Annotated in this window: 22 protein-coding genes; 13 read left to right on the top strand and 9 right to left on the bottom strand. The window is 58.1% G+C overall.

What is annotated here, in order from left to right:
• The first annotated feature begins 17 nt into the window (after positions 1-17).
• The 8 genes from ACQR3R_RS10520 (at position 18) to ACQR3R_RS10485 (ending at position 9453) form a co-directional block, all read left to right on the top strand.
• Positions 18-1028 carry a bifunctional inositol 2-dehydrogenase/D-chiro-inositol 1-dehydrogenase gene (locus ACQR3R_RS10520; RefSeq protein WP_428272057.1) on the top strand — a complete coding sequence of 337 codons (1011 nt, stop codon included), beginning with the start codon at positions 18-20 and terminating at the stop codon, positions 1026-1028.
• A 140-nt stretch (positions 1029-1168) separates the two neighbouring features.
• Positions 1169-2029, top strand: a complete 861-nt coding sequence (locus ACQR3R_RS10515; RefSeq protein ID WP_428272056.1) for a TIM barrel protein — start codon at positions 1169-1171, stop codon at positions 2027-2029.
• Positions 2030-2077: 48 nt separating this feature from the next.
• A complete protein-coding gene (locus ACQR3R_RS10510; RefSeq protein ID WP_428272055.1) occupies positions 2078-3130 on the top strand; it encodes a Gfo/Idh/MocA family protein in 1053 nt (350 codons plus the stop codon).
• A gap of 155 nt (positions 3131-3285) precedes the next feature.
• Positions 3286-4212, top strand: a complete 927-nt coding sequence (locus ACQR3R_RS10505; RefSeq protein WP_428272053.1) for a substrate-binding domain-containing protein — start codon at positions 3286-3288, stop codon at positions 4210-4212.
• 70 nt (positions 4213-4282) lie between these two features.
• A complete protein-coding gene (locus ACQR3R_RS10500) occupies positions 4283-5848 on the top strand; it encodes an ATP-binding cassette domain-containing protein (protein WP_428272052.1) in 1566 nt (521 codons plus the stop codon).
• Between the two features lie 48 nt (positions 5849-5896).
• Entirely contained in the window at positions 5897-6919 is a 1023-nt protein-coding gene (locus tag ACQR3R_RS10495) for an ABC transporter permease subunit (RefSeq protein ID WP_428272051.1), read from the top strand.
• Positions 6920-7246: 327 nt separating this feature from the next.
• Positions 7247-7651, top strand: coding sequence for a TraR/DksA family transcriptional regulator (locus ACQR3R_RS10490; protein ID WP_007907888.1), 405 nt, complete (start codon positions 7247-7249; stop codon positions 7649-7651).
• A 245-nt stretch (positions 7652-7896) separates the two neighbouring features.
• Entirely contained in the window at positions 7897-9453 is a 1557-nt protein-coding gene (locus ACQR3R_RS10485) for a methyl-accepting chemotaxis protein (protein WP_428272050.1), read from the top strand.
• A gap of 80 nt (positions 9454-9533) precedes the next feature.
• Here the strand turns inward: ACQR3R_RS10485 and ACQR3R_RS10480 are convergent, their stop codons facing one another.
• Together ACQR3R_RS10480 and ACQR3R_RS10475 are read right to left on the bottom strand one after the other, a co-directional pair.
• The gene (locus ACQR3R_RS10480) at positions 9534-9773 is read right to left on the bottom strand and encodes a DUF2789 family protein (protein WP_428272049.1); all 240 of its coding nucleotides are present in this window, start codon (positions 9771-9773) and stop codon (positions 9534-9536) included.
• A 129-nt stretch (positions 9774-9902) separates the two neighbouring features.
• Complete coding sequence (locus tag ACQR3R_RS10475) at positions 9903-10133, bottom strand: hypothetical protein (protein ID WP_428272047.1); 231 nt, start codon at positions 10131-10133, stop codon at positions 9903-9905.
• Positions 10134-10938: 805 nt separating this feature from the next.
• Between ACQR3R_RS10475 and ACQR3R_RS10470 the strand changes: the two genes are divergently transcribed.
• From ACQR3R_RS10470 to ACQR3R_RS10460, 3 genes are all read left to right on the top strand, one after another.
• Positions 10939-11409 (top strand): hypothetical protein, encoded by a 471-nt coding sequence (locus tag ACQR3R_RS10470; RefSeq protein WP_428272046.1) that lies wholly within the window; start codon positions 10939-10941, stop codon positions 11407-11409.
• Between the two features lie 151 nt (positions 11410-11560).
• Positions 11561-12577 carry a glycine betaine ABC transporter substrate-binding protein gene (locus ACQR3R_RS10465; RefSeq protein WP_428272045.1) on the top strand — a complete coding sequence of 339 codons (1017 nt, stop codon included), beginning with the start codon at positions 11561-11563 and terminating at the stop codon, positions 12575-12577.
• A 102-nt stretch (positions 12578-12679) separates the two neighbouring features.
• Positions 12680-13117: a DUF3995 domain-containing protein gene (locus ACQR3R_RS10460; RefSeq protein WP_428272044.1), complete on the top strand. Its 438-nt coding sequence runs from the start codon at positions 12680-12682 to the stop codon at positions 13115-13117.
• On the opposite strand, the gene ACQR3R_RS10455 is transcribed toward ACQR3R_RS10460, so the two are convergent.
• The 7 genes from ACQR3R_RS10455 to ACQR3R_RS10425 all read right to left on the bottom strand — a co-directional run bounded on the left by ACQR3R_RS10455 (position 13060) and on the right by ACQR3R_RS10425 (position 20652).
• Positions 13060-13479, bottom strand: a complete 420-nt coding sequence (locus tag ACQR3R_RS10455; RefSeq protein ID WP_428272043.1) for a Na+/H+ antiporter subunit G — start codon at positions 13477-13479, stop codon at positions 13060-13062. The two genes, ACQR3R_RS10460 and ACQR3R_RS10455, sit on opposite strands and share 58 nt — an antisense overlap.
• Positions 13476-13754 carry a K+/H+ antiporter subunit F gene (locus ACQR3R_RS10450; RefSeq protein ID WP_428272041.1) on the bottom strand — a complete coding sequence of 93 codons (279 nt, stop codon included), beginning with the start codon at positions 13752-13754 and terminating at the stop codon, positions 13476-13478. Before ACQR3R_RS10450 ends, ACQR3R_RS10455 begins: the two co-directional genes overlap by 4 nt.
• The gene (locus ACQR3R_RS10445) at positions 13751-14239 is read right to left on the bottom strand and encodes a Na+/H+ antiporter subunit E (protein WP_428272040.1); all 489 of its coding nucleotides are present in this window, start codon (positions 14237-14239) and stop codon (positions 13751-13753) included. Before ACQR3R_RS10445 ends, ACQR3R_RS10450 begins: the two co-directional genes overlap by 4 nt.
• A complete protein-coding gene (locus tag ACQR3R_RS10440) occupies positions 14236-15921 on the bottom strand; it encodes a monovalent cation/H+ antiporter subunit D (protein WP_428272039.1) in 1686 nt (561 codons plus the stop codon). The genes ACQR3R_RS10445 and ACQR3R_RS10440 overlap by 4 nt, the downstream gene beginning before the upstream one ends.
• Positions 15918-16262, bottom strand: a complete 345-nt coding sequence (locus ACQR3R_RS10435; protein ID WP_428272038.1) for a Na+/H+ antiporter subunit C — start codon at positions 16260-16262, stop codon at positions 15918-15920. The genes ACQR3R_RS10440 and ACQR3R_RS10435 overlap by 4 nt, the downstream gene beginning before the upstream one ends.
• Entirely contained in the window at positions 16262-19180 is a 2919-nt protein-coding gene (locus ACQR3R_RS10430; RefSeq protein ID WP_428272037.1) for a monovalent cation/H+ antiporter subunit A, read from the bottom strand. Before ACQR3R_RS10430 ends, ACQR3R_RS10435 begins: the two co-directional genes overlap by 1 nt.
• Before the next feature lie 539 nt (positions 19181-19719).
• Complete coding sequence (locus ACQR3R_RS10425) at positions 19720-20652, bottom strand: EamA family transporter (protein ID WP_428272036.1); 933 nt, start codon at positions 20650-20652, stop codon at positions 19720-19722.
• A gap of 93 nt (positions 20653-20745) precedes the next feature.
• Here ACQR3R_RS10425 and ACQR3R_RS10420 point away from each other — a divergent pair, with 93 nt between their 5' ends.
• Both ACQR3R_RS10420 and ACQR3R_RS10415 read left to right on the top strand, forming a co-directional pair.
• Positions 20746-21309 carry a helix-turn-helix domain-containing protein gene (locus ACQR3R_RS10420; protein ID WP_428272035.1) on the top strand — a complete coding sequence of 188 codons (564 nt, stop codon included), beginning with the start codon at positions 20746-20748 and terminating at the stop codon, positions 21307-21309.
• Between the two features lie 371 nt (positions 21310-21680).
• Positions 21681-23735 (top strand): cytochrome P450, encoded by a 2055-nt coding sequence (locus ACQR3R_RS10415; protein ID WP_428272034.1) that lies wholly within the window; start codon positions 21681-21683, stop codon positions 23733-23735.
• The last annotated feature ends 151 nt before the right edge of the window (positions 23736-23886 follow it).

Below are 23886 nucleotides of genomic sequence, written 5' to 3'. Positions count from 1 at the left end.
TTTCCAGGAGTCCCTGCATGTCTCTCAAATTAGGCGTTATCGGTACCGGGGCCATCGGCCAGGATCACATTCGTCGTTGCAGCCAGACCTTGCTCAACAGCCAGGTGGTCGCCGTCACCGACATCAACTTGCAACAAGCGGCCAAGGTTGTGGCCGACCTGAAACTGACCGCCGAGGTGTACCCCGATGGCCACGCGCTGATCAAGTCACCGCAAGTCGAGGCGATTCTGGTCACGTCCTGGGGGCCGAGCCATGAAGAGTTTGTGCTGGCCGCGATTGCCGCCGGCAAACCGGTGTTCTGCGAGAAACCGTTGGCGGTGACCGCGCAAGGCTGCCGCAGCATCGTCGAGGCCGAAGTGGCGCACGGTAAACGCCTGGTGCAGGTCGGTTTCATGCGTCCATACGATGAAGGTTATCGCGCGTTGAAGTCGGTGATCGACAGCGGCCAGATCGGCGAGCCCTTGATGCTGCACTGCGCGCACCGCAACCCGAGCGTGGGCGAGAACTACAAGACCGACATGGCAATCACCGACACCCTGATTCATGAGCTGGATGTGCTGCGCTGGTTGCTTGATGACGATTACGTATCGGTACAAGTGGTGTTCCCGCGCAAGAGCAGCAAAGCACTCGCGCATTTGAAAGATCCGCAAATCGTATTGCTGGAAACCGCCAAGGGCACACGCATCGACGTTGAAGTGTTCGTCAACTGTCAGTACGGCTATGACATTCAGTGCGAAGTGGTGGGCGAGACCGGCATTGCCAAACTGCCGGAGCCATCCCAGGTTCAGATGCGCAGCGGGGCGAAGTTGTCCAACGCGATTCTGATGGACTGGAAGGACCGGTTTATTGCGGCGTACGACGTCGAGTTGCAGGCGTTCATCGATGGTGTGCGAGCCGGCCAGGTCGGCGGGCCTTCGGCATGGGACGGTTTTGCAGCCGCGGTGGCGGCGGATGCCTGCATCGAGGCACAAAACAGCGGCCAGATCGTAAAAGTCAGCCTGCCGGCGCGCCCACACTTTTACGGTTAACCCTTATTCCCTGGGGAGCGAGGCTTGCCCGCGAAGACGGCGGCACAGTTGACGTTAATGTCGCCTGACACACCGCCTTCGCAAGCAAGCCTCGCTCCTACAGGGGGCGGCGTCGATTTCGGGTAAAGGAGAACAAGAACATGCGCATCGCACTGGACCCTTACATGTACCGCAATCTGTCCCTTGGCAAGATGGTCGATAAGGTCGCCGAGTTGGGTTACCAACACATCGAACTCTCGCCCCGGGAAGACTTTCTGCCGTTCTACAAGGCGCCGCGTGTCGACAAGGCGCGCATCAAGGAGTTTCGCAAAGCCCTGAGCGACACCGGGGTCAAACTCTCTTCCTTATTACCGATGTACCACTGGGCCGCTGCCGACGAAGGTTTGCGCGTGGCGGCGGTGCGCAACTGGAAACGCGCGATTCAGATTGCCGTGGAGATGGACTGCGAGCTGGTCAACACTGAATTCACCGGGCAGTCCGATAACCCGCTGGTGTGCGAAAACCAGTTCATGCGCTCCATGGATGAACTGATGCCGGAGTTCGAACGCCAAGGCGTCAAGCTCGATATCCAGGCTCACCCGTACGATTTCTGCGAGCGCAACAACGAGTCGGTGGACATCATTCGCGGCCTCGATCGCGACTGGATCAACTACCTGTACGCCGCGCCGCACACCTTTTTCTACGACGATGGCAAAGGCGATATCGCCTCGATGCTGAAGTACGCCGGCTCCAAGCTCAGCCATCTGATCATCGCCGATACCTACAACCACAAGGCTTCATCGAACCTGCGCTACATCGTCAACCCGCCGGGCGTGACCGCTACGGTGCACCAACACCTGGACATCGGGCAGGGCGAAGTCGATTGGGACGCGTTTTTCGGCACATTGCGCGAGATCAAGTTCGATGGCATTGCCACCGTCTCGGTGTTCGCCTGGGAAGATCGGCCGGACGAGTCAAGCCGAATGATGCTGGAGCGCGTCACCCGTGAATTGTGCGGTTGAATAGTCGCTGCTCCCTCGGGAGCTGTGTTCATCTTTAAGGAGAACTACATGCGTATCGGACTTGTCGGTTACGGCCATGGCGGCCGGTTTTTCCATGCTCCGCTGATCAGCAGCCTGCCCGCGGCAACATTTGTCGGTGTGGTCACGCGTTCGGCGGAACGTAAACAGCTGCTGGCGACTGAATACCCGGGCGTGCCGGCCTTCGACAATATCGGCCAATTGGTAGAGGCCGGCATCGACGTACTGGTGATCTCGACGCCGCTCAAGGGCCGCCCGGCGCTGGTGCTCGACGGTCTTGAGCACGGCGTGGCGGTGGTCAGTGACAAGCCGTTCGCCGCCGATGCGCAGCAGGCACAAACGCTGATTACCACCGCCGAGCGCCAAGGCGTGATGCTTAGCGTTTATCAGAACCGGCGCTGGGACTCGGATTTCCTCACGGTGCGCAAGCTGATCGAATCTGGCGCGCTCGGCCAGATCACCCGTTTCGAATCACGTGTGGAACGTTACTCGCCGCAGTCGGTGAACAACGGCAGCGGTGGTGGATTCCTGCGCGATCTTGGCAGTCATCTGGTGGATCAGGCGTTACTGCTGTTTGGGCCCGTCACGCGGGTGTACGCCGAACTGGATTACCTGGAAAAAGACCAGGCTTACGACAATGGCTTTTTCGTTTCGCTAACCCATGCCAGCGGTGTGATCTCGCACTTGGGCGGCAGTTGCCTGCAAAACACTCCTGGGCCAAGGTTTCGGGTAACCGGGACGCAAGGCTGTTACAGCGTCGATGGGCTGGACGGCCAGGAAGCGCTGACGCTTGCCGGGCTCACCCCAAAATCTGAGGGCGAACGCTGGGGCGTGGAAGAGCACCGGCGTTGGGGCTGGTTCGAGCAGGGTGAAGTGCGCGAACGTGTTCCTTCCGAACGGGGTTGCTGGCATCAGTTCTATTTGCAACTGCAAACGGCGTTGCGCGACGGTGGCCCGCCGCCCGTTGATGCCCGCGATGCGCTGGCGACCACCCGCGTGTTAGACGCTGCGCGGCTTAGCTCAGAGCGCCAGCAAACAGTGGAATTGAGCCCGGTCGAAAGCCATGGAAAAAAATTAGAATAAAATTCTAAAATGAGTTGATATAGAAATTATATTCCAATAGAGTCGTTTCCAGCGACCTGCCACGCGCTACGTTTAATCCTTTTCCGCTTGTCCGCTTACTGAAAATCGTCACGCCTCATCCATAAGACCAACAAGAATGTGGAGAAAGACTTTTCATGAAGACCAAGATCCGTTTCACCGCACTTGCCCTGTCCCTGATGTTCGCCAGCGGTGCTGCGCTGGCCGACATTAAAATCGGTGTCAGCATGTCGCAGTTCGATGACACCTGGCTGACTTACCTGCGTGAATCGATGGACCAGAAAGCCAAGTCCTATCCCGACGGTGTGAAGCTGCAATTCGAAGACGCACGCAGCGATGTGGTCAAGCAACTGAGCCAGGTCGAAAGCTTCATCAGCCAGAAAGTCGATGCCATCGTGGTCAACCCGGTGGACACCGCAGCCACCAAAAAAATCACCGAAGCCGCCGTCAAGGCTGGCATCCCGCTGGTGTACGTCAACCGGCGTCCCGATGACCTCAACCTGCCCAAAGGCGTGGTGACCGTGGCGTCCAACGACCTCGAAGCCGGGCAAATGCAGATGCAATACCTGGCCGACAAAATGGGCGGCAAAGGCGACATCGTGATTTTGCTGGGTGACCTTGCCAACAACTCCACCACCAACCGCACCAAAGGCGTAAAAGAGGTGTTGGCCAAGTACCCGAACATCAAGATCGAACAAGAGCAAACCGGCATCTGGCTGCGCGATAAAGGCATGACGCTGGTCAATGACTGGCTGACCCAGGGCCGCAAGTTCGATGCGATTGTGTCCAACAACGACGAGATGGCGATTGGCGCCGGCATGGCCCTGCAGCAAGCGGGTGTCGAGAAGGGCAGTGTGCTGATTGCCGGTGTCGACGGTACGCCGGACGGCTTGAACGCGATCAAGAAAGGCAACATGGCGGTCTCGGTGTTCCAGGACGCCAAGGGTCAGGCGGACGGTTCCATCGACACGGCGGTAAAAATGGCTAAAAACGAGCCGGTGGAGCAGAACGTCTGGGTGCCATACCGCCTGATCACTCCGCAAAACGTCGACACTTTCAAATAGTCCGTACGTTCAATAACAACAATAAGTACGCAAGGTGGCGACCGCGACCTTGCTGATGGAGTACCTGATCATGTTCGCTTCAGCGACTGCTTCCAGCACCCCGTTGGCGGGTGTCCAGCCCACTGCATTACCTGTCGATGAGCCGTACTTGCTGGAGATCGTCAACGTCAGCAAGGGCTTTCCCGGTGTCGTGGCCTTATCCGACGTGCAGCTTCGGGTGCGTCCCGGGTCGGTACTGGCGTTGATGGGCGAGAATGGCGCCGGCAAATCCACCCTGATGAAAATAATCGCCGGCATTTATCAGCCGGACGCCGGCGAATTGCGCCTGCGAGGCAAACCGGTGATTTTCGAAACGCCACTGGCGGCGCTTCAGGCCGGCATCGCGATGATCCACCAGGAACTCAACCTGATGCCGCACATGAGCATCGCCGAGAACATCTGGATCGGTCGTGAGCAACTCAACGGCCTGCACATGATTGATCACCGCGAAATGCACCGCTGCACCGCGCAACTGCTGGAACGGCTGCGCATCAACCTCGATCCCGAAGAACATGTCGGCAACCTCAGCATCGCCGAGCGGCAGATGGTCGAGATCGCCAAAGCGGTGTCCTACGACTCCGACATCCTGATCATGGACGAACCGACCTCGGCGATTACCGACAAGGAAGTTGCGCATCTGTTCTCGATCATTGCCGACCTCAAGCGCCAGGGCAAAGGCATCATCTACATCACTCACAAAATGAATGAAGTGTTCGCCATCGCCGATGAAGTGGCGGTGTTTCGCGACGGTGCCTACATCGGCCTGCAACGTGCCGACAGCATGGACGGTGACAGCCTGATTTCGATGATGGTGGGCCGTGAGCTGAGCCAGTTGTTTCCGGTGCGCGAGAAGCCGATTGGTGATCTGCTGCTGTCGGTCCGCGACCTCAAGCTTGAGGGTATTTTCAAAGGGGTTTCATTTGATCTGCATGCGGGCGAGATCCTGGGCATTGCCGGGCTGATGGGCTCGGGCCGAACCAACGTTGCCGAAGCGATTTTTGGCATTACTCCAAGCGACGGCGGCGAAATCCGGCTTGATGGCGAGGTGGTGCGCATCAGCGACCCGCACGTGGCTATCCAGAAAGGTTTTGCGCTGCTCACCGAGGACCGCAAGCTCAGCGGCCTGTTCCCTTGCCTGTCGGTGCTGGAAAACATGGAAATGGCGGTGCTGCCGCATTACGCCGGGCACGGTTTCATCCAGCAGAAAGCCCTGCGCGTGTTGTGTGAAGACATGTGCAAGAAGCTGCGGGTGAAAACCCCCTCGCTCGAACAGTGCATCGACACCTTGTCTGGCGGCAATCAGCAGAAAGCCTTGCTGGCGCGATGGTTGATGACCAATCCACGGATTTTGATTCTCGACGAGCCCACCCGAGGCATCGATGTGGGCGCGAAGGTCGAGATTTATCGGCTGATCTCGTTGCTCGCCAGCGAAGGCATGGCAGTGATCATGATTTCGTCGGAGTTGCCCGAAGTGCTGGGCATGAGCGACCGCGTGATGGTGATGCACGAGGGCGACCTGATGGGCACCCTCGATCGCACCGAGGCGACCTCGGAGCGGGTGATGCAACTGGCCTCGGGCATGTCCCTGCACCATTAAATAAAAACTGAACACCGGCACACGGATTTTTTAGAAGGGTGAGTAGTTATGAACGCGATTCTGGAAAACAAGCCAGCCACGGCACCGGTCAAGAGACGCCGGCGCTTTCCCACCGAGTTGAGTATTTTTTTGGTATTGATCGGCATCGGCCTGGTGTTTGAAGTCTTCGGCTGGATCGTCCGCGACCAGAGCTTCCTGATGAACTCGCAACGCCTAGTGCTGATGATCCTGCAGGTTTCGATCATTGGTCTGCTGGCGATCGGCGTGACGCAGGTGATCATTACCACCGGGATCGACCTTTCCTCAGGTTCAGTCCTCGCGTTATCGGCGATGATCGCTGCCAGCCTGGCCCAGACCTCGGACTTTGCCCGTGCCGTGTTTCCCTCACTGACCGACCTGCCGGTGTGGATTCCGGTCATCGCCGGGTTGGGCGTGGGCTTACTGGCAGGCGCGATCAACGGCAGCATCATTGCCATCACCGGGATTCCGCCCTTTATTGCCACCCTCGGCATGATGGTGTCGGCGCGTGGCCTGGCGCGGTTCTACACCGAAGGTCAACCGGTGAGCATGTTGTCCGATTCCTACACGGCAATCGGACACGGCGCGATGCCGGTGATCATTTTCCTGGTGGTCGCGGTGATTTTTCACATTGCGTTGCGCTACACCAAGTACGGCAAGTACACCTACGCCATCGGCGGCAACATGCAGGCGGCGCGTACCTCGGGCATCAACGTCAAACGCCATCTGGTGATCGTCTACAGCATCGCCGGGTTGCTTGCAGGGTTGGCGGGTGTCGTCGCTTCGGCGCGTGCGGCCACTGGCCAGGCCGGGATGGGCATGTCCTATGAACTGGACGCGATTGCCGCAGCGGTCATCGGTGGTACCAGCCTTGCCGGCGGAGTAGGGCGCATCACCGGCACCGTCATCGGCGCGTTGATCCTTGGGGTCATGGCCAGTGGTTTTACCTTTGTCGGCGTCGATGCCTATATTCAGGACATCATCAAAGGCCTGATCATTGTGGTCGCGGTGGTCATCGACCAATACCGCAACAAGCGCAAACTCAAGCGCTGAGCTTGAAGTTACCCCGTAAATGCGCCACGCCTGACCCGCGTGGCGCGTCCGTTTGTCTTCTATATAAAGCCGCTCGGTTGAATTTCTTGCTATAAACGCACTCCGATAACCACCGCAAAGGCTGCCATAGAGCACTTTCGAAGCTTTGTCGGACAAATTCGCTGTCTTTTCAATTGCAGAGGCCGCAAGTCGGCCTTAGACTGCCGCCCCTCGTAAATTGAGTGCCGGGTGGCGCTTGGAATAAACGGCGCCCTTCCGATGGCCGACTCAGGTCCGCCGGAACGCTCCCTAATTCGCCTTAATGCACGTTTTTTTATAGAGATATCAATGACAAAGGACAAGTTGCTGGCCATGCCGGCGGATGACTACATGAATGCCGAGCAACATGCTTTTTTCTCTGAGCTGTTGCAAAACATGAAAGTCGAAACCCACGAGCGCATCGAGCAGAACCGCATCGCCATCGAGAGCCTGGACACTCCAGCCGATCCGGCCGACGCCGCGTCTGTTGAAGAAGAGCGTACTTGGCTGGTGAACGCGATTGATCGCGACCAGCGCATGCTGCCTCAGTTGGAACAGGCTCTGGAGCGCATCAAGGAAGACAGCTTTGGCTGGTGCGACGACAGCGGCGAGGCCATTGGCCTGAAGCGCCTGCTGATCAGCCCGACCACCAAGTACTGCATCGAAGCACAAGAGCGTCACGAACAGATCGACAAGCACCAGCGTCAGGCCTGATTTCGTAGCGTCCCGCATCGCGGGCAAGCCCACTCCTTCGGGAGCAAGGCTGGCCCGCGATGCTTTTTTTCGCCTGCGCAAAAGTGCTGCACTTCTATTGACCTGCTGCAATGCCCACTACTAATGGATCATGGATAATGGCCTTGTAGTGGCGTTTAATGCAGAGACAACAATTAGAAGACGCGTGGGGTGACAAGATGACGAGAGACGGATCTCTGGTTGGGCCAGTGCCTGCACCAGTTTTAGTGTCAAAACACCGCTGGTTGACGCCGACACTGCAAAGCATCGCCCTGATGCTGTTGTTGTGCGGCATGGCGTTGGGCGGCTGGTCGCTTTACGTCTGCCTGCCATCCGCCGTGCTGATTGTGTGGCTGCCTCGGTTGCGCTCGCGCGCGATACACCCCATACCCGTCGCAGACTCCGCAAGTGCCATCGCCACACTGACGCGTGATCTGTCCTACACCACCAGCCATAACGCGCTATCGGCGGCTGGCGTGGCGTTTTCGGTCAAGCAGTTGGCCGATAAACTGCAATCGCAACTCAGCGCAGCGGCGCAGATTGTCAGCAACGCTGAAGTGATGATCGCCACCGAACAGGCCACTTCAACCCTCAGCCGCCAAGCGCTCAGCGCTGCCGGTGAAGCCAATCAAAGCAGTGCGGCGGGGCGTACGGAGTTGATCGAGTCCATCGCTCGCATGCATCAACTCAGCCAGCGCGCCAGCAACAGCCGGGAGCTGATCGAGGCCCTGAGCGTGCGCAGTGACGATATCCAGCGCGTCACCCTGGTGATTCAGTCCATCGCCAGCCAGACCAATTTGCTGGCATTGAACGCGGCGATTGAGGCCGCTCGTGCCGGTGAGCACGGGCGCGGGTTTGCGGTGGTTGCCGATGAGGTTCGCGGCCTTGCGGCACGTACCGCAACGGCCACCGGCGAGGTCGGCGAGATGGTGGCCGATATCCAGCAGCGCACCGCGCAAGTGGTGGAGCAGATCCGCCAACTGTCCAGCGACCTCGACATTGGCGTCCAGCAGGTCGAGCACACTGGCCAGCACCTGGAAAACATCGCGCGCCTGGCTGCCGGCGTTGAAAGTCAGGTTGGGGAAATTGCCAAAGGCGCCGAGACCAATCGCGAGCAACTTGACAGCCTGTTCCATGCCATCGAACAAATGCGCAGCGACCTGGCGATCAGTGATCAGCAAACGCAACGGCTGGCTCAAGCCGCGGTGCAAATGGAAGGCCAGGCAGAAACCATCAGCGAGCGTCTGGCCGAAGTCGGCCTGGATGACTATCACCAGCGAATTTATGACCTGGCGCGCGAGGGTGCGACTCAGATTGCAGCGCGCTTCGAAGCGGATATCGATGAGGGACGCGCCAGTCTCGATGACTTGTTCGATCGCAACTACCAGCCCATCCCCAACACCTCGCCGGCTAAATACCAGACCCGTTTTGACCGCTATACCGACCAGGTTTTACCGGCGATCCAAGAGGCGCTATTGCCGCGACATGAGGGATTGGTGTTTGCGATTGCCTGCACGCAGCAGGGTTATGTGCCCACCCATAACAAGATTTTCAGCCAGCCACTGACTGGCGACGTACAACTGGATAGCCTGCAGAACCGCACCAAACGCAAGTTTGCCGACCGCACCGGAATTCGCTGTGGCAGCCATCAACAGGCGGTTTTGCTACAGACTTACACCCGTGATACAGGCGAGTTGATGCACGACCTTTCGGTGCCGATCATGCTCAAGGGAAGGCATTGGGGCGGTTTGCGCCTGGGGTATAAACCGGAGAGTGCGAGGTAGGAAGCGGCGAAAACTGCAGGGCTGCCTGGCTGCCGCGTTTAAACGCGGCCAGGCCAGACAACCTGCATTAAATCGGGGGGCTAGTGAGTCTGATGCATGCGCAGGTTAAGGTCGTCGACCACCCGCGCCCAATCGGCGTCTTCACGCAGCTGTTCTTTCAGGAAGCCTGCTTGCTGCGGCGTCCAGAAGTCAGCATCGATCAGTTTTTTGTCGTCGGGCAGAGGGGAATGGCGGGCAATAAAATCGTCTATTGCCTTCTCGCTGGAATCCAGGCCGAGTTGGTCGAACAAACCTTTCAAGTCGTGTGTGGGTGAATCCATGTTCTTCTCCTTGCGGGGCGCGTCGAGTACGAGATCTGAAATGCGGCACATTGCATCTGAGGTGGCCGCGCTTCAGGAGTTCGATCGATGTTCTGCAGCAGGCGAGAGCATAGACTGCAAACCCGGGTGTCAGGCTTTCAATGCGCCTTCATCGACAGCAGTCTTCAATGCCTGAGCGGCTTCCTTGGCGGCAACGGCGGCCACTTCCGAGGTTTTGAACCAGCGGTCCTTTTCGACCTGATGATACGTCACGGTCGTCAGCGGCGGTTTGGTGCGCATGACAATCACTGCCTGGAATTCACCGTCGACCTCTCTGGCTTCGCCCCGGATAAAAAATTCACCGATATCAAATTCCGTCACGTAGCAGCCTTCCCTTGGAAATATTATGTTGTAGTAAACACCGTCCGGCCTGAGGACGGGTTTCATTGGCCGGTCAGTATGGCAGTAGTTGCTTGCCGGCGGCTGAGTTAAGTCTCCGGCATGACGAAACGCCTATTGCTATGAATGGGACAACGTCGGTAACGCTGTCATTCAAGAGAACGAGCCAGTGCGCACGCTTCGTTGTGGTCGCTGCGGAAACCTCTTACGTGTCCCGAGGAAATTTCCTTGATATGAAAGAAAGCGTTGCCTGCCAGAACTACCTGAAACCTTGGCCGGCTGTGGGGCGCAGGGTTTGACTCGGGTTGTCTTGACTGCCGCGAATACGCGGCGAAGGTTCTATTTATGGGCGGTGTAAAGTGTGTCAGCGTGCACATATGAAGTCCTTTTCTCTGATTAGCCGACGTATGTCCGTCGTTTTGAGTAGTCTCGATGAGCCTGGCTGCTCTAGAATCACCGTCACTGGTTGGAGATCGCTGTTCATCTAAATCAATTTTTTGCGGGCAATATGTCGGAAAAGTGCTTTTCTTGAAGCGTTTTTTCCTTAAAGTTGATAGTCCGTTTTCTCTGGTCGTAAAAAGGGTGCTTGTCCTCAAGCGCTGACCAACACCAGGCAAGACGACGCGAGTGACATTCCATTAGTCTTTTCATGCCTCGCGACGGATGAGCTTTCTGCTCGTCCGGGACTTCAACCAGGTTCATTTGGCTACACCTCCGGCATTGCCGCTTTTTTCTGCCGTGCGCCTTTTTCGTGTGCGGCATCATTTTCAAATGTGGGGATGTTTCCTTGGCAGTAAGTAATCTCGATATGCATGCTTTGTTCGTGCTGGGTGATCTGCGCGCAAAGCTGGTTAAACAGTTTCAGTCGCGTTTTGTTTACATCACCGAGCAGAACGCTGAAGGCATTTACATCGCTGAAATCGACACCGAGGAGGCGCTGGTTGTCGATGACAAACCGGGGCTTAAACTTAAAGTCGGCGATCATTTCAGCGCTTCTGTATTACCCAGTCGCGAAGGCGGCAAGTTGGACATCAAGTTCCGTGACATCAAACTGACGGTGTACGGGCTGGGTGATTACGCGTTCGTTACCACGGCGGATGGCCACGCCATTGTGTTCAAGGAAGGCCATAGCGTGGTCACGGTGTTTGCAGCCAATCAGCAACTGCAGGAAGGTTTGACCAAGACTTTGAAAGCGGTCACTGCCAAGGCTGCCAAGTGGCGTAAAGGCGAACTGGTGAGCTTCAAAGCCAGCGAGTGATGGCGTTGCCGTAACTGGAAAGTTGCGAATATTGATTCACACCCCTCGAAAGCAGGAACCTCTACTACAGTCAGTTGACTGAGTATTTTGAGGCTTGCGGTCTTCGCCAGGCCATCCTGCTATTGCTGTGAACAGCACGAGGTGCAAAAGCATGAAAGGACTTCGACGGTTGCTGGCCGCTAGTGTGGCCACTGTGGGTTTACTCGCTTCACCGGTTCCGGTATTCGCGGCCCAGGCACCTATTCATTTTGCCGACCTGAACTGGGAAAGCGGCAGCCTGATCACCGACATCCTGCGAATTATCGTCGAGAAGGGCTACGGGCTACCGACCGATACGCTGCCCGGCACGACGATCACTCTGGAGACCGCGCTGGCCAGCAATGACATTCAGGTCATCGGTGAGGAATGGGCGGGGCGTAGTCCGGTCTGGGTCAAGGCTGAGGCCGAAGGCAAAGTTGTGAGCCTGGGCGACACGGTCAAAGGGGCTACTGAAGGTTGGTGGGTGCCGGAATATGTGATCAAGGGCGATCCGGCCAGGGGCATCAAACCCATGGCGCCGGGCCTGCGCAGCGTCAGTGACCTGCCCAAATACAAGGACGTGTTCAGCGATCCGGAGTCTCCCGGCAAAGGTCGTTTCCTCAACAGCCCCATCGGCTGGACGTCTGAGGTGGTGAACAAGCAGAAGCTCAAAGCCTACGGTCTGGACGACAGCTACGTGAACTTCCGCAGCGGTTCGGGGGCTGCACTGGATGCGGAAATCAGCTCCTCGATTCGTCGCGGCAAGCCAATCCTTTTCTATTACTGGTCACCTACGCCGTTGCTCGGCCGCTTCAAACTGGTTCAACTGCAAGAGCCACCGTTTGATGCAGACGCCTGGAAAACCCTGACCGACGCCGATAACCAAAATCCGAAACCTACGCGCTCTCTGGCCTCCAAGCTGTCGATTGGTGTGTCTACACCCTTTCAGAAACAGTACCCGCAAATTGCCGAGTTCTTTGCCAAGGTCGACCTGCCGATCGAACCGCTGAACAAGGCATTGGCTGATATGAGTGAAAAACATACGGCACCGCGTCAGGCAGCCGAAGCGTTCATGAAGGCGCACCCGCAAGTGTGGCAGGCATGGGTACCCAAAGACGTAGCGGATAAAGTCTCAGCCGAACTGAAATGAGCCCCGGCCAAGTCCGTGTTCCTCCTCGTTTGAGACTGCGCTTACATAAACGCGCGGGGAGGTTCATCCTGCTGCGACATTTTACGCTGGATGTCTGAATTTATGAGCCTGCTTATCGCGCAATGGATGGCTGCAATTTTCATGTTAATCAGCTTGGTCCACCTGTACTGGGCAGCGGGTGGCACCTTGGGAAGTGAAGCAGCGGTACCGCGAATACCGGCAGAGGAGGGCCGCGAGTCGCGGCTGGCCTTCAAACCTTCAGGCTTTGCCACGTTGCTGGTGGCCGTCGGGTTATTGCTGATCGCGATGCTGGTGTGCCTGCGGGTGGGTTTGTACCTGCCCTATGTTCATCATTGGTCGCTGCAGTGGGTTATCAGTGCCATTGCGATGTTGATGTTCGCCCGCGCGATAGGCGACTCGAACCTGGTGGGCTTTTTCAAGCAGGTCAAGGATTCGCGATTTGCCAGGCTGGATACCTGGGCTTATTCACCGCTTTGCGTGGTGTTGGGTGCCGGATTACTGGCCGTCGCCTGGATTTGATCCGGGGCCACCCTGTTGTGCCGGCTGCTGACTTCGGCCGGTACATCGTCACCGGCCATGCGCTTGCGAAACAAGGCGGCGCGCGCCAGCAGCAGGGTGGTCACCGGCACCGTGATCGACAACAGAATCGGTATCAACCAGGCATGCAGCACCGGCGTTGACTTGAGCGCCGAAAAGTAAATGATCGAGGCCAATGCCACGCACCACGCGCCCAGCGTTGAGGCCAAGGCTGGCGGGTGCATGCGCTGAAAGTAATCCTTCATGCGCAACAGGCCGACCGCGCCGATCAGCGCGAACATGCTGCTGAGCACCAGCAGAATCGCCACCGGCAGCTCAATCCATAAAGACAAATGAGCATTCATTCGATCACCTCGCCGCGCAGCAGGAATTTGGCCAGGGCAAACGAGCCGACGAAGCCGAACAGCGCTATCAGCAGCGCCGCTTCAAAGTACGTATCGCTGGCATAGCGAATGCCCAGCGTGAGCATCATCAGCATGGCGACGATGTACATGTAATCCAGTGCCAGAACCCGGTCTTGGGCGGATGGCCCTTTGAACAGGCGAATCAGCGTCAGCACCATGGCCATCGAGAAGATGAACAGGCTCAGCAAAATCGCGTTCGACAGCAATTCGCTCATTCGAAGATCTCCATCAATGGGCGCTCGTAAGTCGCCTTGAAGTGTTCGATAAACCGCGCCTCGTCACCCAGATCGAATATGTGCAGCAACAAAATGCTGCGATCCAGCGCCAGTTCCGACCACACCGTGCCGGGGACCACCGTGGTGATCATCGATAGCGCGGCCAGGCCATTGGCGTCGCGCAGCTCCAGCGGCACTTTGATAAAGCGTGAGTGCGGCGGGCGGCGACCGGCATTCAACACGCCCCAGGCGACGGCTAGGTTGGACGTCACAACGTCTCGCCCGACCACGCACAGCAGGCGCAGGATCACGCCCGGCCGACGAATGCGAATCGGCAGTGGACGCAACTTGCGCATCATCAGCGGCGCGCTAAACCCCAGGATTGCACCCAACAGCAGATTGCCAGGACTGATCGACAGGTTCAGCAGCAGCCACAACAACCACAGTGCCAGCGATAACCAGGGGGCTGGAAACAGGCGCTTCATGGCTGCACCTCCAGCATCGCAGCTTTGGATTCAGGGCTGGGTACCGCACGCGTGCCAAGCACGGCCATAACGTATTGCTGCGGATTGTTCAGGGCATCGGCGGCGGCCTGGGTATACCGCAGCAGCGGTTCGGCCTTGAAGGCCAGCGCTACGCTCAGCCCCAGCAAAATAATGATCGGTACGCATTCGAAGCGTCGCAGCAGCGGCGACGGGCGTTCTTGCGGCGTCCAGAAACGCTGGATACCCAAGCGTGAGAAGGCAATCAGCGACGCCAGCCCGGAAATAATCAACAGCGCCAGCAAACCCCATGCGGCGTTTGATACCGGCTCGTCACCGCCGTTGCCCAGGCCCAGCGGATTGAGCAAGGCATGCAGCAGGCCGAGTTTGCCGATAAAGCCTGAAAGCGGCGGCATGCCTATGATCAGCAGTGCACAGGCAATAAAACTCAAGCCAAGGAAGGCCATGGTCCAGGGAATGACTTGCCCGACCACAGCTTTTTGTTCGTCGTCGAGGTTGATGCCTTTGGGTGGCTGCAACGATTCCAGTGGCCGCGCAATCAGGTCGCCATCGTCGAACAATGGCATCTCATTGGCCGACCGCGAGCGTTCGACCAGCTCTGCCAACAAGAACAGTGCACTCAGCGCCAGCGTCGAGCTGACCAGATAGAACAGGGCTGCGCCGATCAGGTTGGGCTGGGCGAAACCGATGGACGCCAGCAAAATCCCGGCCGACACCAGAATGCTCAGGCTGGCCAGGCGTTCGAGGCGTTGTGCGGCCAGAATCGCCACGGCGGCGCAAACAATGGTTGCCATGCCACCGTAGATCAGCCAATCGCCGCCAAAGTAGGCCGACGCGCCTGCCTGGCCGGAGAACAGCAGGGTCCATAAGCGCAGCAAGGTGTAGATGCCGACCTTGGTCATGATCGCGAACATCGCCGCCACTGGAGCACTCGCTGCGCAATAGGCAGGCACCAGCCAGAAGTTCAGAGGCCACATGCCGGCCTTGGCCAGAAACGCCACGGCGAGGATCGCCGCACCGGCGTGCAACAGGCCACGGTCCGCTTCAGGCACCAGCGGAATTTTCAATGCCAGGTCGGCCATGTTCAAGGTGCCGGTGACACCGTAGATCAACGCCGCGCCAATCAGGAACAGCGACGAGGCCAGCAGGTTGATCGAGATGTAATGCAGCCCCGAAGACACCCGGGCCCGGCCCGACCCGTGCAGCATCAAGCCATAGGAAGCGGCCAGCAGCACTTCAAAAAACACGAACAGGTTGAACAGGTCGGCCGTCAGGAAAGCGCCGTAGAGCCCCATCAGCTGGATCTGGAACAAGGCATGGAAGCTTGAGCCGGCGCCGTCCCAACGGGCCATGGCGAACAGCAGCGCACTGACACCGATGATGCCGGTCAGCACCAGCATCATCGCCGAGAGACGGTCGACTACCAGCACCAGGCCGAACGGAACCTGCCAGTTGCCCGGCAAATACACGCCAATGGAGCCGGGTACGCCAGTGGTTTGCGTCCATTGCAGCAGCAGTACCGAAATGCCCAGCCCCAGCAGGCTGGAGCACAGGTTGATCCTGGCCTTCAGGGGCCGATGTTTCTCTCCCAGCATCAGCATGAGGGCGGCGGTCAGCAGCGATAGCAGAATCGGTGCGGCGATCAGGTGCGTCATCGCATTCATTCTTTAGGCTCCCGGCCATCCACATGGTCGGTCCCGGTCAAACCGCGCGAAGCCAGCAGTACCACGAGGAACAGTGCCGTCATGGCGAAGCTGATAACGATGGCGGTCAGTACCAGTGCCTGCGGCAGCGGATCGGTGTAGTGCAACAAGTCTTGGGTCACGCCGTCCTTGATGATCGGCTCCCTGCCGATAAACAGGCTGCCCATGCTGAAGATGAACAAGTTGACGCCGTAGGACAGCAAGCACAAACCCATCACTACCTGAAAGGTCCGTGGCCGCAGCACCAGCCAGACGCCGGACGCCGCGAGGACGCCGATGGCGATTGCGATGACTTCTTCCATCAGACGGCTCCTTTGCTGGCGACGGATTTGGGCAGGGCAGCGGTCTTGTGACCCCGTACCGATTGGTGGGCGAGGGCGGTGAGGATCAACAACGTCGAACCGACGACGACCGCGTACACGCCAATGTCGAAGAACAGCGCACTGGCCACGTGGATGTCACCCAATACCGGCAGTTCGAAGTGCCAGGTGTGAGTGGTCAGGAAGGGATAGCCGACCGCCATTGCACCCAGGCCAGTGACCGTGGCGAACAGCAGCCCGGTGCCCATCCAGCGCAAGGGGCGCAAGTTCATTTGCGCCTCCACCCACTGCGTGCCGGCAACCATGTATTGCAGGATGAACGCCACTGACATCACCAGCCCGGCAACGAAACCGCCGCCCGGTTGATTGTGGCCGCGCATGAACAGGTAGACCGACACCACAAACGCAATCGGCAGCAGCAGGCGAACCAGCACTGCGGGCACCATCATGAAGCCGAGCGCGGTGTCGCTGGCGTGACGCGGGTTGACCAGATCGGTGACCACATCCGGCGCGAGCAAGCGTTGTTGTGCGGGTAATTGCAGGCTTTCCTTGGGCGGGCGGAAGCGTCGCAACAGGGCGAACACGGTCAAGGCCACCGCCACCAGCACAGTGATTTCGCCCAGGGTGTCAAAACCACGGAAGTCCACCAGCATCACGTTCACCACGTTACTGCCGCCGCCCTCGGGCAGGGCGCGACTGAGGTAGAACGACGAAATATCGTTAGGCGTCTGGCGTGTCAGCATCGCGTACGACAGCAGCGCCATGCCGCCACCGACCGCAATCGACAGCAACAAGTCGCGCAGGCGACGAATACGCGCTTTGCGCAAACTGCTCGGCAGCGGTGACACCTCTTCGATCCGTCGAGGCAACCAGCGCAGGCCCAACAGGATCAACACCGTGGTCACCACTTCTACCGCCAGTTGCGTCAGCGCCAGATCCGGCGCCGAGAACCAGACGAACGTCACGCAGGTCATCAAGCCGCACACGCTGACCATGGTCAGGGCTGCGAGCCGGTGATACTTGGCTTGCCACGCCGCGCCCAGTGCACAGGCAATCGCCAGCAGCCAGAGGGTGACGAAGACGATAGAGCCCGGGATTTTCGGCCGGTCACCCCAACTCACGCTGCTATGGAACATGGGAATAAACCCGACCAGCACTGCCGCGAGCACCATCAGGAACAGCTGGGTTTGCAGGCGCTTGGTACTGATCCGCCGTTCGAGACGACGCGCCAGACGCATCATGATCACCAGGCTGCGCTCGAACAGTCGTTTACCGTTGAAGCGGCCGATGATCGGCGGGTATTTGAAACGCCCGCGTTTAAACTGATTGCGCAGCATCAGGTACAGCAAGATGCCACCGGACATGGCGATCAGGCTCATGATCATGGGCGCGTTCCAGCCGTGCCAGATCGCCAGGCTGTATTCTGGCAATGTGCCGCCAACGACGGGCAGGGCGGCGGCGGCCAGCAACGGGCCGACCACTTGCGCCGGGAAAATCCCCACCACCAGGCAGGCAAACACCAGCAGTTCCACCGGTGCACGCATCCAGCGTGGCGGCTCATGCGGGGTGTGCGGCAGGTCGGTGGCGGTTGGGCCGAAGAACACATCAACCGTGAAGCGCAGCGAATAGGCAACGCTGAAAGTGCCGGCAATGGTGGCGACGATGGGCAGCGCCATTTCGACCCAGGCCGTGGCGTTGATGAACACGGTTTCGGCGAAGAACATCTCTTTCGACAGGAAGCCGTTTAGCAGCGGGACGCCGGCCATCGAGGCGCTGGCGACCATGGCCAGGGTGGCGGTGTATGGAATCAGTTTGATCAGGCCGCTGAGTTTGCGAATGTCGCGGGTGCCACTTTCGTGGTCGATGATCCCCGCGGCCATGAACAGCGAGGCTTTGAAGGTCGCGTGGTTGAGAATATGGAACACCGCAGCCACGGCTGCCAGCGGACTGTTCAGGCCCAGCAGCAGGGTGATCAAGCCCAGATGGCTGATAGTGGAATACGCCAGCAGCCCCTTGAGGTCGTTCTGGAACATCGCGCAGTACGCGCCGAGCAACAGCGTACAAGCGCCGGCGCCGCTGACGATGTAGAACCATTCTTCGCTGCCGGACAACGACGGCCAGAGCCGCGCCAGCAAGAACACGCCAGCCTTGACCATGGTTGCCGAGTGCAGATACGCCGACACCGGTGTCGGCGCGGCCATGGCATGGGGCAGCCAGAAGTGGAAGGGGAATTGCGCGCTTTTGCTCAGCGCGCCGATCAAAATCAGAGGCAACAGGATGGGATAGAGGGCATGTGCGCGAATCAGATCGCCGGCGGCCAGGACCTTGTCCAGGTCGTAGCTGCCGACCACATGGCCGAGCAGTACGACTCCCGCCAACAGACACAATCCGCCTGCGCCCGTGACCATCAACGCCATATAGGCGCCGCGCCGGGCATCGGCGCGGTGATGCCAATAGCCGATCAACAGGAACGAAAAGAGGCTGGTCAGCTCCCAGAAAAACACGATCTGAATCAGGTTGCCGGAGATCACCAACCCAAGCATTGCGCCCATGAACGCCAGGAAAAACGCAAAGAAACGCGGCACCGGATCGTCCGGAGACATGTAATAGCGGGCGTACAACGACACCAGCGTACCGATGCCCAGCACCAGCATCGAGAACAGCCAGGCGAAACCATCCATGCGCAGGACAAAATTCAAACCCAGGCTGGGCAACCAGAAGAATTCTTCGCGGATGACGCCACCGTGGGCGATCTGCGGGTACAAGAGTGCGACCTGGATGGTGCCAATCAAGGCGACCAGGCCAGCCAGTAAAGATTCGGTGTTACGCGCGTTGTGCGGCAGCAAGGCCGCCACGCAGCTGCCAATAAACGGCAGAAGCAGTAGAACTATCAGGGACATAGGCTTCTAATCTGCGGAAGTTTGTGAAGCATCATACGTGCCACCTCCCGGATTACCAAACACCAAGCTGTCGCAGAATCCTACAAGGTAGACGGAAAAAGCCTGCTTCACATTGTTTCAAAGCTTTGTATACGGTGTGCTCAACGCAGGCGTGCCGTTTTTGTAAATATTCGGGGCATGAACCCCGGGATTCACTACCGATCCGTAGGAGTCTGGCTTGCCAGCGATGGGGTTTTTGGAATCGCCATCACCGGCAAGCCGGTTTCCTACGGGATCTGCGTTAATCACATAAATTCGGGATTCACCACCGATCCGTAGGAGTCTGGCTTGCCAGCGATGGGGTTTTTGGAATCGCCATCACCGGCAAGCCGGTTTCCTACGGGATCTGCGTTAACCACATAAATTCGGGATTCACCACCGATCCGTAGGAGTCTGGCTTGCCAGCGATGGCGCCCTCAAAGTCGCCATCAGCGGCAAGGCGTACTCCAGATTTGGCTCGTGCCTGGACAGTACGTGGCTCGCCTGGCAGCAAGGGAGCTTCAACCCTGAGTTTCGCGCTCCAAGGCGTCTTCGGCTGGTGCAGCCTTGGCTTTACCCTTGGTCTTCAGCTCACTGACAATTACCGCCGCTACAATCAAACCTGCGCCCAGCAACGCAATCGCCGGCAAGCGCTCACCCGCGATGCGCCCGACAATGCCGGCCCACACCGGTTCACCGGCATAAATCAAGGTTGCCCGCGTTGGCGAGACACTTTTTTGCGCCCAGTTCATCGCAACCTGAATTGCCGCACTGGCCACGCCCAGCCCCAACGCACTGGCCAGCAAGAACCATGAAAAATCCGGGAGGACTTCCTGGGTCGGCACCACCATCAAGAATGCCAGCACCGACGTGGTCGCCAGTTGCACCACTGTCACACGCCGCACATCAACCTGACCGGCATAGGTACTGATCAAAATGATCTCCGCGGCAATCGCGATGGCGCTGATCAGGGTGACGATTTCACCCGGGCTGAAATTGAACGAAGCCCCGGCCGGCCCCGACAGCAGCATCAGACCGGTGAAGGCCAACATGATCCCGATGCTCGGCATCAACCCCGGGCGACGACCCATCACCAGCCATTGCAGCAACGGAACAAAAGGCACGTACAGCGCGGTAATAAACGCTGACTGACTGCTGGGAATGGACTGCAACCCAACCGTCTGCAAGCCATAACCGAGCATGATCGCCACCCCGATAAAGGCCCCGGCCTTCAGTTCGAACAGCGTCAGGTCACGTAAATGGCGCCACGAGAACGCTGCCACAATGATTGCCGCCGCCGCGAAACGCAGGCCGACAAAAAACATCGGCCCGCTGACCGTCATTGCATGCTGTACCAACAAAAAGGTCCCGCCCCAGACCATGGTGATCAGCACCAGCACGCACTCGGCTTTGCTGAACCTTGAGAAACGGGAAGAAGCCTGGGAGGAGTTCACCGACGTCATAACCTTGCGCGCTACCTGAGGGCGACGCACAATGCGTCGAATGTTGCGCAGTATACTGCCCAACCCCACCAAGTGAGCAATATAGTGCACAAAGATTCTGCGCAAAGGGCTTCAGTTCTCCAGCACGTCAGTCAGAACGTAAGGCGCCTGCGCCATGCCGCCGACATGAGCCAAAGCACGCTGGCCGAAAAGTCCGGCGTCAGCCGCAGGATGCTGGTGGCCATCGAGGCTGGCGAAAAAAATGTCAGCCTCACCACCCTCGACCGTGTGGCCGAAGCACTGGACGTTGCCTTCAGCGATTTGATCCAGGCTCCGGACGTTCGGGATCACAGCCGCATCAATGAGCTGGCCTGGGCCGGCAAGATACCCGGCAGTAAAGCCGTGCTGCTGTCGAGAGCCACCGCCACCCGCGAAGTGGAGCAGTGGGAATGGTGCCTGCAACCCGGCGAAATCTACCCCTCCCAACCGGATGCCGACGGCTGGAGCGAACAGATCTACGTCTTCGAAGGTTGCCTGACGCTGTTACTCAGCGACACGCCGCATGTAATCGCGGCGGGCGAGTTTTATATGTTTGCCAGTAACCAGCCGCACTCCTATCGCAACGAAGGAGCGGTGGCGACGCGGTTTGTGCGAAACGTCGTGATCTAAAAGCTGATAGCCGTTCATCAGAAACGGTGACCTACCTGTTATTTCTACCAGTAGACGGGTCAGGTGATAGCACCTCAAATGCAGCTCAGAGCATTACTACAATCTCGTACCGGCTCTGGCATGGCTTTCACTTCGTCTAGACAGTTGTCGAGCGAGTCCGGTTGAAGAAAGTTTCCGGCTTGCCGCATTCCTGCGCCTAGGCGAAACCGTGATTGCACAAAGGTCACAATGAAAGCGGTGCGACCAACGGTGCAGAGGTAGCCATGAGTCAGCTCAGTGGACAGAAATGCGCGGTCAGGTCACTCGCGGAGGCTAAGGAGTCAGTGCACGGCGTTAACCCCGGGTGCGTCCAAGTCTTGCCAGGCTGGAAAATGCCTGCGCCATTGTTCCTGGTACCGGGGGCGCCCGGAAAATCATCCTATTTAAGCGCACTCAGCGCGCAGCTTGGTTCGGATCGAGCGGTAATTGGTTTTCGTTCGTCAGGCATGGATCGAGGCAGCGTGCCATTAGTGTCGGTTCAGGACATGGCGGCGCACTTCCTTGAGGAAATCCTGCTAATTCAACCGCAAGGACCATACTTGTTGGCCGGCCACTCTTTCGGGGGCTTAGTGGCCTACGAGATCGCGCAGCAGTTGCGGGACATCGGAGGGCGAGTTGCGCATCTTTTCCTGCTTGATACGGCTTTCCCACAAGAGATTTTGCTTCATAAGGACGAATCTCCCGATGTGATGGCGAATCATGAGCTATCAAAGTTTCAAGCAATATTCACTCCAAATACCGACTCTTCCATCGCGACTCATTTGCCCGATGCCAAGGTGCGCCAGGTTTACCTCGCGAATATGGCAGCGCTGGTGGCCTATCGCCCTAGGCCACTGAACGTGCCCATCACTCTAATGCGCGCGCTCGACGGTTTTCCCTTGGGTGTTATGCACTCTGCGCGAACTTCCTGGGAAAATGACAAACCTGGATTTGGCTGGAGCGAGCTATGTCCACAGCTAATGCTCGTTGAGGTGCCTGGCAATCACTTAACCATGTTGCTCCCGCCGCAGGTGCAAGTGCTGGGTGCAAATTTGCGCGCGTTGCTCGTTGATGCTCATTCCATCCCTTGGCGCGTCGCAACCAACACCGGCGAACGCGGGCCTGCGGCTGTCAGCCCAGTGCAAGTAATGGGCGAGAACGCGATCTTGAATTGTTGGAATAGCGCTTTCGTGGCCAATCCACATTCTGCCCTGAGGCGTCTTCAGGACGAATTCCCTATTTGCAGAAATACCTGCGGACATCATTGGCTGACACGATACGAGGATGTCAGCTTTGTGCTGAAGGATCCTCGCTTTTCTTCAGCCTTGTTGCGCGTCGACAGAAGTCGATCAGCGGTGAATGGGTTAAGTTCGCCTGCTCCATTTCGATTAGCGAAGAGCACCGCGATGCTGTTCAAAGGTTTCATGATGTTGTCCGAAGGTGATGCCCATCTACGTATGAAACGTCAGTTCGCTCCCTTCTTCCGACCTGCCGCGTTAGAGCGCTGGAGCGCAAAAGTGAGTGAGCTGGTCACGGATGCCGTTTCCTCAATGGGGCGACGAGCTGTGGCCGATATCATCGCGGATGTCGCGGAGCCGGTGCCAGCGCTGGCAATCGCCGAGATCATGGGACTGCCCCACGACGATGTGCCGCGTCTGACGCGTTGGGCCCGGGACGTGGGTTCACTGCTGGATCTCAGCGCGTTCCATGACCCAGTGCTTGCGTCAACCTCTTTGGAGGCCTTGCAGGGCGGGTATGAACACAGTGCTCGTGAGCTCAGCGTCTATATGCGTGAGCATATCGAACGATCCCGGTCGGATCGCAAGAGCGATGAATATCTTCTTCGCCCCCGCACATTCCTTGATCAAGGGTTTGGCGTAGACGAGTTGGTGGCGCAGTACGTCTTTATCTTCCTGGCAGGATTTGTCACCACCAGCAACACGATCGGGAATGCGATGCTGTCCCTTATGCGCAATCCGGATCAACGAACGCTATGGCGCGACCACCCGGAACTGACCCCGTCTGCAGTCGAGGAGATGCTTCGATTCGATGGGGGTGCCAGCAGTGTGCTGCGATTTGCGCGGGAGGAAGTCGAGATCCGAGGCCAGCGGATTGGCAAGGGAGAGCGGGTGGTGCTCTCGCTGGCGGCAGCCAATCGTGATCCACGGGTTTTCCCCGACCCGGACCGATTGGACATCACACGTGACGCAGGGCGGCATTTAGCTTTTATTCAGGGGGCTCATTCTTGCTTGGGAGTACAGTTGGCGAGAATGCAGCTTCGGCTGGTCTTGCCCTCATTGATAAGTCTGGATCTGGAGTTGATACCCGGCAGCATTCAATGGCGTCAGGGGACATTCTTCCGTGGAATGACTCAGATGCAGGTTCGGCAACAGGCGTCCCCGTACTGATAACCCACGTCGTAATCTAACTGTTCGCCGAACAACAGTGAATCGACACTTTGCCCGGTTAACGTTGTAATCAATTCTCTGATTGTTTCTTAATGCCTTGAAAAAAAACAAAATAATTTAAGGCATGACTCCTGCAGAAACACGCAGTGGA

Source organism: Gordonia sp. IEGM753 (assembly GCF_050321825.1).
Classification (GTDB): Bacteria; Pseudomonadota; Gammaproteobacteria; order Pseudomonadales; family Pseudomonadaceae; genus Aquipseudomonas.
This window is presented reverse-complemented; position numbering and strand designations above follow the sequence as displayed.